Source organism: Mangrovimonas futianensis (genome assembly GCF_021245805.1).
Classification (GTDB): domain Bacteria; phylum Bacteroidota; class Bacteroidia; order Flavobacteriales; family Flavobacteriaceae; genus Mangrovimonas; species Mangrovimonas futianensis.
The window spans coordinates 47,598-57,911 of the sequence record NZ_JAJJNF010000012.1 but is presented as its reverse complement, the minus strand read 5'-3'; the positions used below and the strand labels follow the sequence as shown (position 1 = coordinate 57,911).

Here is a 10,314-nt window from a genome sequence, read left to right as displayed (position 1 = left end):
TGAAAATGGCCTCGGTGGTTTCTTCCGAATAAGTTTTGTTCCTTTTTGGGATGGACTTCAATACAGGGATTCTTTTTACAAAGTTATCCTCGATTAACTCGTTGTCCTCCATGGTCTGTAACAAACTACTCAAATCAGTTCTGTAGTTGTTCCTGTTCCTTGGACTGGTTCGCATCAGGACATCGTTTAGAAATGCCGAAACAATTTTCTTGTCCAATTGGTCTATGGAAACAACAGATTTCTGGTTCTTTTTGAGCCATTTCAGGAAAAAATCAACCCTGCTCTTGTAACCTTGTACGGTGGTTTTGGTCAGTGACTTCTCTTTGAGCTCAATAACAAACTCAAAGGCTTTTGCAACCGCAATTTTTGGTTGGTCATCAGATTCCTCTTTTTTAGGTGCCTTAGTTTTCTTTGGCTTTTCGGCAGGGATTGTTGAAGGCAATTCTTTATCTTTTTGCAAACTTTCAAATAGAGAAGTATTGTCCTCAAATGGGTTGTATCCTAGTTTTAAAAGTTTGATAAGTGTTCTTCGATACACCGAAAGCATTTCCAAGCGTTCTTCCTTGGTCTTAAATTTATTGACCTTTCCGTAAAAGGGAGTGACCCGTTTCAATTTTGAAGGGTCATCGGGATTCTGATAGGAAAAATAAACGTACCAACGTTTACTTAAATCTCCTTTTGCTGTGTAAATTTTTGGGGTGGTAAATTTGTTTTTGTTGGGCAAATCGTATGCATTTTCGTATTCACTTTCGTATGCAAATGTAAGAACATCTTTATAATTGGGCATAAAAAAACGGTTTAGCAAAGGCTAAACCGCTTATGTACAATAATTTAAAATTTGTAGCGAGACCGAGATTTGAACTCGGGACCTCTGGGTTATGAATCCAACGCTCTAACCAACTGAGCTACCTCGCCATTTTAACGGCTGCAAAGATAAAAACAAATTAGAATTCAGCAAAGATTATTCGTTTAAAATATTTTAATTTTTTTTGGCAAACTTATCAATTAATGTATATATTGAGCGAATAATAATCAATATTTAAAATGGACGAAAAAGTAAAATTTGAAATGGAGTTCCCCATTCATGCCTCACCACAGTTACTGTATCAATATATATCAACACCCTCAGGATTATCAGAATGGTTTGCAGAAAATGTGAATTCAAGAGGAGAAATATTTAAATTTATTTGGGACGGTACTGAGGAGCAAGCAAAATTGGTCAGTAAGAAAAGCGGTGAAAGAATTAAGTTTAGATGGTCTTATGAGGAAGATACTGCAGCATATTTCGAAATGAAGATTCAGGTAGATGAGATAACTAAAGATGTAAGCTTGATTGTTACAGATTTTGCTGATGAGGATGAAGTTGAAGAGGCTAAAATGCTTTGGGACAATCAAATTTCAGATTTGAAACACGTTCTTGGTTCAGCCTAGATTTTAAAATCATAACCCGTATATTTGTCCCGAATTTATTCGGGATTTTTTTATGATTAATTTTAACGGCACACTTACTTCTCCAGAACAACTGATATCAGCAGAAAATAGAGGTTATAATTATGGTGATATGGTTTTTGAAACCATGAAATATGTTTCTGGAAAACTGTTTTTTTGGGAAGACCATTATTTTCGCTTGATGGCCTCTATGCGGATTTTAAGAATGGATATTCCTATGGAATTTACCATGGAATTTTTACAGGAGGAGATTGTGAAAACGATTCAGGCCAATAATCTTGAAAAAAAGTCGGTAAGAATAAAATTAGCCGTTAATAGAGTAGAAGGAGGACTTTATACTCCCAATTCAAACCGAGTAAGTTATCTAATTTCTGTAAAGGGTTTGGAATCTGATTTTTACCTCCTAAATGAGTCTAATTATCAGGTGGATTTATTTAAAGATTTTTATGTGGCGCCTGGCTTGTTTTCAACTTTGAAGACCAACAATAGGGCACTTAACGTAGTGGGTGGTATCTATGCTCAAGAAAATGACCTCCAGAATTGTCTGCTCCTCAATACAGAAAAGCAAGTGATAGAAGCATTAAATGGAAATGTTTTTTTAGTTAAAGGGAAGACAGTAAAAACACCGCCGCTTCAGGACGGATGTTTAAAAGGGATTATGAGGAAGCAGATAATGGAAATTATTGAATTAATGCCAGATTGGGAGATTAAGGAAGAATCCATTTCGCCTTTTGAGTTGCAAAAAGCAGATGAATTGTTTATTACAAACGTTATAACTGGAATTCAGCCAGTTACTAAATATAGAAAAAAGAATTTCTCAGTTGAATTCGCTAAAGAGATTCTACAAAAAGTAAATGTGAAAGTTAGGTTGTCTTAATTGAAACTTGGGTTTTCAGGAGCATTCGACCATATACTGTAGTCGTCCCCAAACTCCAGCATTTTTTCCTTCCAAAAAGATTCATAGTCTTTTTCAATAATGGAATTTTCATAGATGTTTTCTGTGACTACCCAAGAATTTGATTTAAGTTCATCGTTGAGTTGCTCTGATGCCCAACCTGAATAGCCAAGGAAAAAGCGAATGTTATTTTCCTCAATTTCATTATTGGCAATAAGTTCTGCTACTCGATCAAAATCACCGCCCCAATAGATGCCCATAGAAATCTCTATGCTATTTGGAATTAAGTCCGGTATTTTATGAATGAAATAAAGGTTATCCTGCTCTACAGGTCCACCATTATAAATTTTAAAGTCAGCCTTAATTTCAGGGATGAGATCTTTTATGGTGTAATCCAAGGGTTTATTTAAAATAAAACCGATGGATCCTTCATCGTTGTGATCAGCCAAAAGAATGATAGACCGATTGAAGGAAATATCACCAATTATTGTGGGTTCTGCGATGAGTAAACAGCCCTTTTTTGGTTTGATAGTAGTCATAACTGATGAGGATTATATATTAAAGCTAATAAAATTTTTGAATAAATCAAACAATTCCCCACTGTTTGTGACTTTACAAAGAAAAAGCCTTCCAGAAACGGAAGGCTTTAGAATATAAATAAAATTTTTATTCGCTTACTATTCAGTAATTTAGTTTATCGCATTAGATAAATCAGCACCTGCTTTAAACTTAACTACATTTTTAGCTTTGATCTTAATAGTTTTTCCTGTTTGAGGGTTTCTTCCTTCTCTTGCAGATCTTTTAGAAACTGACCAAGAACCAAAACCAACTAAAGAAACTCTGTTACCTTTTTGTAAAGCTCCTTCAATTTCAATTAACATGCACTCTAAAGCTTTTTTAGCAGCGGCTTTAGTAATTCCTGCATGTTCTGCCATAGCATCGATTAAATCTGATTTGTTCATAATTTTAAATTTAATTATTAATAAATTGTTGGTTAAACATTTTTTTAGTTAAATCCTATACAAATTTATACGGATATTGCTACTAAGCAAGTAATAGCAAGGGAAATGCGTGTTATTGTTAATAACTTCACCCATTTGTTAATAAAGGGCGTGTTTTTTATAGTGTTTTTTGCGATATCAATAAAATCAAGGGATTAGAGCGCTTTTGAATTTTCAGAAAAGGAATAACCGTTTAACAATGATTTGATATCCATTTTTTTCTTTCCTGGAAGCTTGATATCCAAAATATTTATATAACCTTCTCTAACAGCTACTTTTAATTCTTTCTTGGTGGAAAGGATTGTTCCGATAGGATATTGGTGGTTCTCCTCAATTTTTTCTGACTTGTAGATCTTGGCTTCCAAAAGCTCTTCTCCATTTTCAATAGATGTCCATGCTGCTGGGTAAGGGCTAAGGCCTCTTATGTGGTTATAAATTTGATCTAGGGAATTATGCCAATTAACCTTGCAATTATCCCTGTTTAACTTATAGGCAGTTTTTGTTGGTAATCCTTCTGGTTGTGGTTTGGTGCTTACAGGGCCTAATTCAATAAGCTTTACAGTTTCAATAACCAAACCGCTCCCTACGTCCATCAATTGGTCATGCAAATCTCCTGCATTCATAGTTTTGCTTATCTCAACTTCTTTTTGAAGAATGACTTCACCTGTATCAATTTTTTCATCAATAAAGAAAGTGGAGACCCCTGTTTTTGTTTCTCCATTAATGATGGCCCAATTAATAGGAGCTGCTCCTCTATAATTAGGGAGTAGGGAGGCGTGTAAATTGAAGGTTCCGTATTCTGGCATCTTCCAAACTACTTCTGGTAGCATCCTAAAGGCAACAACGATCTGGAGATTGGCATTAAGGCTCTTCAAATCTTCCAAAAATGCTTCGCTTTTAAGATTTGTCGGTTGCATGATGTGAAGGCCTTGACTCGCTGCATAGGTCTTTACTGCACTTTCTTGAATTTTTCTTCCTCTTCCTGCTGGTTTGTCGGGAGCAGTAATAACTCCTACCACATTATATTGATGCTCTATCAAACTTTTTAAAGTGGCAACAGCAAAATCTGGAGTTCCCATGAAGACGATTTTCAAATCTCTTTTCATTGATTTAATTTATAGGTGTTTTTAATTGTAATGGTAATTAGTCCTTGTTCCAAAAGAGCTTTCAAGGACTGTTTAAGTTCTTTCTCCTGAAAAGGAATTTTTAATAGTAATTCTCTTGAATTGGCCTCTTTTTTTCCTAAATAAGCTAATATAGCCTCGTTGACTTCCTCTAAAGAAATGGGAGGCTTAGAACTCTTTTTGATACATACCGAACAAATGCCACAAGCATTTAGGTTCTCTTCACCAAAATAAGATAGCAATTGTATGCTTTTGCAAAGTTCATCATTTTCGATGTATGAAATCATATCATTCACTTGCTTATTCTTTAGGTCATTTTGTTGTTGAATGATAGGTATGATGCGGTTGATAGTCTTATCGTCCTCCCTTGGTTGAATAAAAGTAACTTGTATGTCTGTTGATTTGAGTTGAAGTGAAATAATACCATCAACTTCCAGTTTTTTCAAAATTTCAATAAATCTATTCTCACCAATAGATGCTTTTTCAGCCAGTTTTAAGGTGTTGATTTTGGTTTCTTGTTCAAAAATACCACCATAAGTCCTTAAAATGGTTTTGACCGGGATTCCCAAATCGGGGTGTCGATCCATGTATGGAAAAAGAATTTCGTTGCTCACAAGAAACTGTATCTTGGTTTTATTACTGAACTCTCTTGATAAACTTATGATGCTCGTTCTATCCAAAAGCTGTAGGGCATTGTATGCTAAAATACCATTGAGTTGGTAGGTGTGGCAGAATTGGTTGAAATTCAATTCAAATGTGCTTTGTTCTCCTTCACCATAGGGGATTTGGAAGTAGTTATTGAGTTTTCTATAAATAAGCTTAATGTCATCAACAGTAGGCAGCGTACTTAAAAATTGCTTCTTTAATAAAGGGATGTCGTTGTTGTTTTTTAAAACGACAGCAAATGCTTTTTCTCCATTTCTTCCAGCTCTTCCTGCCTCTTGAAAATAGGTTTCCAGACTCTCGGGAAGGTTCATGTGAATCACTGTTTTGACATCGGGTTTGTCTATTCCCATACCAAAGGCATTGGTAGCCACCATCACCTGTTTTTGATTGGTCATCCAGTCGTTTTGACGCTGGTCTTTTTCTTTAGTCGGTAGTCCGCCATGATAAAAGGTAGCTGAGATGCCTTTGCTATTTAGTTGGTTTGAAATTTCAATAGTTGATTTTCGGTTTCTGACGTAAACTATGGATGAAGCTGAATATTTTTTTAAAATGGATTCCAACATATAGTTCTTATCCTCCACATTATAGGCCATGTAGGCCAAATTTGTTCTTTCAAAGGACTGTTTGAAAATTTTTGGTTGAAACAAATCCAATTCAGAAATAACGTCTTCCACCACTTCTTCATTAGCCGAAGCTGTTAATGCGATACAGTTAACATGTGGGATAAGTTGTCTTAAAACTTGAATATTTTTATAAGCTGGCCTAAAGTCGTTTCCCCATTGAGAAATACAGTGCGCTTCATCGACAGCTATAAGGTTGACCGGCATCTGCTTGATGCGGTCCTGTACCAATTCCTGTTGTAATCTTTCAGGTGAGAGATAGAGGAATTTATAATTTCCATAAATGCAATTGTCTAAGAGGGCATCCAAATCACTATAGGAGATCCCACTGCTCAAGCATAGCGCTTTGATTCCTTTTTGGTTCAGGGCTCTAACTTGGTCTTTCATAAGAGCAATGAGAGGGGAAACAACAATGCAAATGCCATCTTGGATCATTGCTGGAACTTGAAAACAGAGAGATTTTCCACCGCCGGTAGGCAGTAGTCCAAACACATCTTCATGTTCCAAAACGGCATCAATGATTTCTTTTTGAAGAGGTTTAAAGGATGTGTAATTCCAATATTGTTCTAATATGTCAATGGCCTGCAATCTCATGATTACATTAATAGTGAAATGAGGTAATCTGCTCTTTTCTCAATGGTATCAAAAGGAATATTTTCTAAATCGTAACCAAATCGCTGATAGGTAGCTTCTAAATAATCGTGTATTTCAACTGCTTGCTCAAAACTTTCATAACGCTCGTTATCGCTTAAATAAATGGATTCCCATGGCGCCAAAACAAATACCTTATCATATTGCATTATTTCACAAGCCTGAATAAAATGACTTGGATAGGTCTCTTTGGCATAATCCATATATGCCAAAACGTCGGGAATGCCACGGTCGATGAATACTACTGGAGCTCCATGCGTTTCGGCTTCCTGAAATTGCTTTTTTCTGCCTTCCATCAACCTTTCACTAAAAAGAAGTGGTTCTGTTAGGAATAGCTGATCTACACCATCTTTTCTTGCATTCAGTATGACTTGTCTAGAAACTTCTTCCAAGCAGGGATAGCCTCTTTTTTCCAGTTCGTTAATTAGAGAAGTTTTTCCAGTTCCAGGTCCTCCGGTGATGACAATTTTCTTCAATTTCAAATTGGCAAGGTTTTAGAAGTAAAAATCGTAATAAATTATTAAATAAAAAATATCAAGGAAAGCTTACCTTTGCTTGAGAAGTTTAAGATTATGGACAAAGATAAATCAAAAGAGTTTTACGAAAAATTAAAGACCCAATTATATGAGTCTGCTAATTGGCCGGCAGAATATCTGTATAAATTTATTGTGCCTTCAGATTTAAAAAAAATTGGAGAGATAGAAGTGATTTTTGATAACATGGGAGCGGTCATTGAGACCAAAGAATCTAAAACAGGAAAATATACCAGTGTCTCCATTAATGTGTTAATGCATAGTCCTGAGCACGTTATTGAAAAATATCAGGAGGTTGGGGAAAAAGTAGAAGGAGTCATTAGCCTTTAATATTATTTTTGTATTTTGCACTAAGAAGACACTTCAGTGTAAACTATAATTTCACAAATACATTTTGACTGATTATTTAGAATATAATTCGGAACGTGAGCATTTAATCATACCAGAATATGGTCGTCATATTCAGAAAATGGTTCAATATGCCCAATCACAAGAAACCAAGGAAGAAAGAAATAAAGTAGCTAAGGCTATCATTGATGTTATGGGTAATTTACAGCCCCATTTACGTGATGTGCCTGATTTTCAACATAAATTATGGGATCAACTTTTTATTATGTCCAATTTTGATTTGGATGTTGATTCCCCTTATGACAAACCTTCTAAGGAAGCCCTTGAAGAGCGCCCAAACCCTTTGCATTACCCGCAAAATCATCCCAAATATCGTTTTTATGGTAATAATATCAAAACGATGATAGATGTGGCTTGTACCTGGGAAGATGGCGATCTTAAAGACGCTCTAATTTATACCATTGCCAACCATATGAAAAAATGTTTCTTGAATTGGAACAAAGATACGGTTGAAGATGATGTGATTTTTGAGCACTTAAGAGAACTTTCTGGAGGTAAAATTAATCTTTTTAACGCAGATGAAGACTTGTCAGATTCTTCTAGTCTTATGAGAAATACTGCTAAAAAGAAATTTACCAGTAACAAAAAAGGAGGACATAAGAAAAATAGAAACCGCAAACGCTACTAAAACTTCATGAAAACATTTATAATTGAGGGAGGCCACCAATTAAAAGGGAGCATCCAGCCACAAGGAGCAAAAAACGAAGCGCTTCAAATTTTATGCGCAGTATTATTAACTCCCGAAAAAGTAACCATAGGTAATATTCCTGATATTGTAGATGTAAATAAGTTGATTTCGCTTTTAGGTAAACTGGGAGTGAAAATTGAAAAATTAGAACACGGTACCTATTCCTTCCAAGCAGATGATTTGAATTTAGAATATCTTGAATCGGCTGAATTTAAAGAAGACGGACGAGGTTTAAGAGGCTCTATTATGATTGTAGGACCACTATTGGCTCGCTTTGGAAAAGGTTATATCCCAAAGCCAGGTGGTGATAAAATAGGTAGACGTCGCTTAGATACCCACTTTGAAGGGTTTATCAAATTAGGAGCTTCCTTTCGATATAATAGAGAAGACCATTTTTATGGGGTAGAAGCAGATAAGTTGAAAGGAACCTACATGTTGCTTGATGAAGCTTCTGTAACAGGAACAGCCAATATTGTCATGGCTGCTGTTTTGGCTGAGGGAACTACAACAATCTATAATGCTGCTTGTGAGCCGTATTTGCAGCAACTTTGTAAGATGCTTAATAGAATGGGGGCTAAGATTTCTGGAATAGGCTCTAATTTGCTGACTATTGAAGGAGTAGATCAATTGGGTGGTACAGAGCATAGAATGCTTCCAGATATGATTGAGATAGGAAGCTGGATTGGATTGGCTGCTATGACTAAAAGTGAACTCACTATCAAGAATGTGAGTTGGGATGATTTGGGTTTGATTCCAAATGTGTTTAGAAAATTAGGAATAACAGTTGAAAAACAAGGGGAAGACATCCATATTCCGGCTCATACCGATGGCTATGAAATTCAAAGTTTTATAGATGGTTCTATTCTTACTATTGCCGATGCGCCTTGGCCAGGATTTACTCCGGATTTATTGAGTATTATTTTGGTGGTAGCAACTCAAGCGAGAGGTAGTGTTTTAGTGCATCAAAAAATGTTTGAAAGTCGCTTGTTCTTTGTGGATAAGCTTATAGATATGGGGGCTAAAATTATTCTTTGTGACCCACATAGAGCTACAGTTATAGGGCATGACTTTAAGTCTTCCTTGAAGGCGACTACTATGACCTCTCCTGATATTAGAGCGGGTGTTTCGTTGCTTATTGCGGCTTTATCAGCCAAGGGTACTTCTACGATACATAACATCGAGCAAATAGATCGTGGATATGAAAATATTGACGAGCGTTTAAGAGCTATCGGAGCTAAAATAGAGCGCGTTTAGTCGTATTGATTACCAAAGAATGATCCCTTAACGCCTTTAACACCTGGAACAGCTTTAAATACAGAACCTGATAAAGGATATTGTTTTTTATCTTCTTCACTGATGCCTCTACTGGCGGTTGTGATGTAAAGTGTGTCAAGATTTTCACCTCCAAAAGCACAGGAAGTCACATTTTGAACAGGTACCTGGATTTTATCCAGTAATTTTCCAGATTTGGGATCAAAATGGCCAACGGCATGTCCGTTCCATAAGCCTACCCAAAGGTTATCATTTTCATCTATAGTCATCCCATCAGGGTAGCCAATAGTGTCGCTTACAGTTACTGCTACACGTCCGTTAGTAATATCACCTGTTTTGTCGTCGTAATCATACCCCATAATTTTTCCTGTTGGGGTATCAATGTAATACATGGTCTTTCTGTCTTTTGTCCAAACAATGCCGTTAGAGATGGTGACACTGTCAATTTTTAAAGTGGTCTGTCCTGTGGTGTCTATCATATATAAGTTAGCTGATGCTGCTTCTTCTTTCAAATTAAGTGAGCCTACCCAAAAACGTCCGGAAGGGTCACATTTTCCATCGTTAAAGCGATTTTGAGTAAGATCGTGTTCGATGTCTGAAAGAAGTTTTAGGTCTCCTGTTTGTGTATTGATGATATAGATGCCATCTTCAAGTGCTATAACGGCTTCCTCGGCGTTTTTCGGAACCACGGTCCCAATTCTGGAAGGTGTATTAAATACTCTGTCCTCTTTTGTCTTAGGATTGTAGATGTGCAATTTTTTATCCTCTATGTCTATCCAGTAAAGTTCATTGCTTTTGTAGTTCCAAAAGGCGCCTTCTCCCAAATTGGCAGCTATTTCAAGTTCTAAAACAGCTTGTTTTTCAATCGTCTTTTCGGTTATGGCTTCGGTATGTTTCTCCGATTTTGTATCGGATTTGCAGCTTATAATAAATGCACCAAAAAATATAAGTAATGCAGCAGAAAGGTGTTTCATAGACATGGTAAGAGTATTATGCTTCAAAGGTAA

General features: G+C 36.1%; 11 protein-coding genes, 1 tRNA gene and 1 pseudogene. 5 read left to right on the top strand and 8 right to left on the bottom strand.

Features of this window, described 5'->3' with window-relative positions; all coding sequences use genetic code 11:
- Both LOK78_RS15930 and LOK78_RS15925 read right to left on the bottom strand, forming a co-directional pair.
- Positions 1-787 (bottom strand): annotated as a pseudogene (locus LOK78_RS15930) (phage integrase N-terminal SAM-like domain-containing protein); the annotation flags it as partial.
- 54 nt (positions 788-841) lie between these two features.
- Positions 842-915 (bottom strand) — tRNA-Met (locus LOK78_RS15925).
- A 129-nt stretch (positions 916-1,044) separates the two neighbouring features.
- On the opposite strand from LOK78_RS15925, the gene LOK78_RS15920 reads away from it, so the two are divergent.
- Together LOK78_RS15920 and LOK78_RS15915 are read left to right on the top strand one after the other, a co-directional pair.
- The gene (locus LOK78_RS15920; RefSeq protein WP_053970443.1) at positions 1,045-1,431 is read left to right on the top strand and encodes an START-like domain-containing protein; all 387 of its coding nucleotides are present in this window, start codon (positions 1,045-1,047) and stop codon (positions 1,429-1,431) included.
- A 52-nt stretch (positions 1,432-1,483) separates the two neighbouring features.
- Positions 1,484-2,326 (top strand): aminotransferase class IV, encoded by an 843-nt coding sequence (locus LOK78_RS15915; RefSeq protein ID WP_232635598.1) that lies wholly within the window; start codon positions 1,484-1,486, stop codon positions 2,324-2,326.
- On the opposite strand, the gene LOK78_RS15910 is transcribed toward LOK78_RS15915, so the two are convergent.
- The 5 genes from LOK78_RS15910 to LOK78_RS15890 form a co-directional block, all read right to left on the bottom strand.
- The gene (locus LOK78_RS15910) at positions 2,323-2,883 is read right to left on the bottom strand and encodes a YqgE/AlgH family protein (RefSeq protein ID WP_053970441.1); all 561 of its coding nucleotides are present in this window, start codon (positions 2,881-2,883) and stop codon (positions 2,323-2,325) included. The two genes, LOK78_RS15915 and LOK78_RS15910, sit on opposite strands and share 4 nt — an antisense overlap.
- A gap of 150 nt (positions 2,884-3,033) precedes the next feature.
- The gene (locus tag LOK78_RS15905; protein WP_053970440.1) at positions 3,034-3,306 is read right to left on the bottom strand and encodes an HU family DNA-binding protein; all 273 of its coding nucleotides are present in this window, start codon (positions 3,304-3,306) and stop codon (positions 3,034-3,036) included.
- Positions 3,307-3,500: 194 nt separating this feature from the next.
- Positions 3,501-4,451: a methionyl-tRNA formyltransferase gene (fmt, locus tag LOK78_RS15900; protein ID WP_232635597.1), complete on the bottom strand. Its 951-nt coding sequence runs from the start codon at positions 4,449-4,451 to the stop codon at positions 3,501-3,503.
- Complete coding sequence (locus LOK78_RS15895; protein ID WP_232635596.1) at positions 4,448-6,349, bottom strand: RecQ family ATP-dependent DNA helicase; 1,902 nt, start codon at positions 6,347-6,349, stop codon at positions 4,448-4,450. Before LOK78_RS15895 ends, fmt begins: the two co-directional genes overlap by 4 nt.
- 2 nt (positions 6,350-6,351) lie before the next feature.
- Positions 6,352-6,888, bottom strand: coding sequence for an AAA family ATPase (locus LOK78_RS15890; RefSeq protein ID WP_232635595.1), 537 nt, complete (start codon positions 6,886-6,888; stop codon positions 6,352-6,354).
- A 90-nt stretch (positions 6,889-6,978) separates the two neighbouring features.
- On the opposite strand from LOK78_RS15890, the gene LOK78_RS15885 reads away from it, so the two are divergent.
- From LOK78_RS15885 to murA, 3 genes are all read left to right on the top strand, one after another.
- The gene (locus LOK78_RS15885) at positions 6,979-7,269 is read left to right on the top strand and encodes a DUF493 family protein (RefSeq protein ID WP_053970436.1); all 291 of its coding nucleotides are present in this window, start codon (positions 6,979-6,981) and stop codon (positions 7,267-7,269) included.
- Positions 7,270-7,333: 64 nt separating this feature from the next.
- Positions 7,334-7,975 (top strand): DUF4290 domain-containing protein, encoded by a 642-nt coding sequence (locus tag LOK78_RS15880; protein ID WP_166961412.1) that lies wholly within the window; start codon positions 7,334-7,336, stop codon positions 7,973-7,975.
- A 6-nt stretch (positions 7,976-7,981) separates the two neighbouring features.
- Positions 7,982-9,289 carry a UDP-N-acetylglucosamine 1-carboxyvinyltransferase gene (gene murA / locus LOK78_RS15875; protein WP_232635594.1) on the top strand — a complete coding sequence of 436 codons (1,308 nt, stop codon included), beginning with the start codon at positions 7,982-7,984 and terminating at the stop codon, positions 9,287-9,289.
- Here the strand turns inward: murA and LOK78_RS15870 are convergent.
- Positions 9,286-10,308: an SMP-30/gluconolactonase/LRE family protein gene (locus tag LOK78_RS15870; protein ID WP_232635593.1), complete on the bottom strand. Its 1,023-nt coding sequence runs from the start codon at positions 10,306-10,308 to the stop codon at positions 9,286-9,288. The two genes, murA and LOK78_RS15870, sit on opposite strands and share 4 nt — an antisense overlap.
- Positions 10,309-10,314: the final 6 nt, after the last annotated feature.

Coding starts and splice junctions, on each gene's coding strand:
- LOK78_RS15920 (WP_053970443.1), top strand. CDS start 1,045: ATGGACGAAAAAGTAAAATTTGAAATGGAGTTCCCCATTCATGCCTCA.
- LOK78_RS15915 (WP_232635598.1), top strand. CDS start 1,484: ATGATTAATTTTAACGGCACACTTACTTCTCCAGAACAACTGATATCA.
- LOK78_RS15910 (WP_053970441.1), bottom strand. CDS start 2,883: ATGACTACTATCAAACCAAAAAAGGGCTGTTTACTCATCGCAGAACCC.
- LOK78_RS15905 (WP_053970440.1), bottom strand. CDS start 3,306: ATGAACAAATCAGATTTAATCGATGCTATGGCAGAACATGCAGGAATT.
- fmt (WP_232635597.1), bottom strand. CDS start 4,451: ATGAAAAGAGATTTGAAAATCGTCTTCATGGGAACTCCAGATTTTGCT.
- LOK78_RS15895 (WP_232635596.1), bottom strand. CDS start 6,349: ATGAGATTGCAGGCCATTGACATATTAGAACAATATTGGAATTACACA.
- LOK78_RS15885 (WP_053970436.1), top strand. CDS start 6,979: ATGGACAAAGATAAATCAAAAGAGTTTTACGAAAAATTAAAGACCCAA.
- murA (WP_232635594.1), top strand. CDS start 7,982: ATGAAAACATTTATAATTGAGGGAGGCCACCAATTAAAAGGGAGCATC.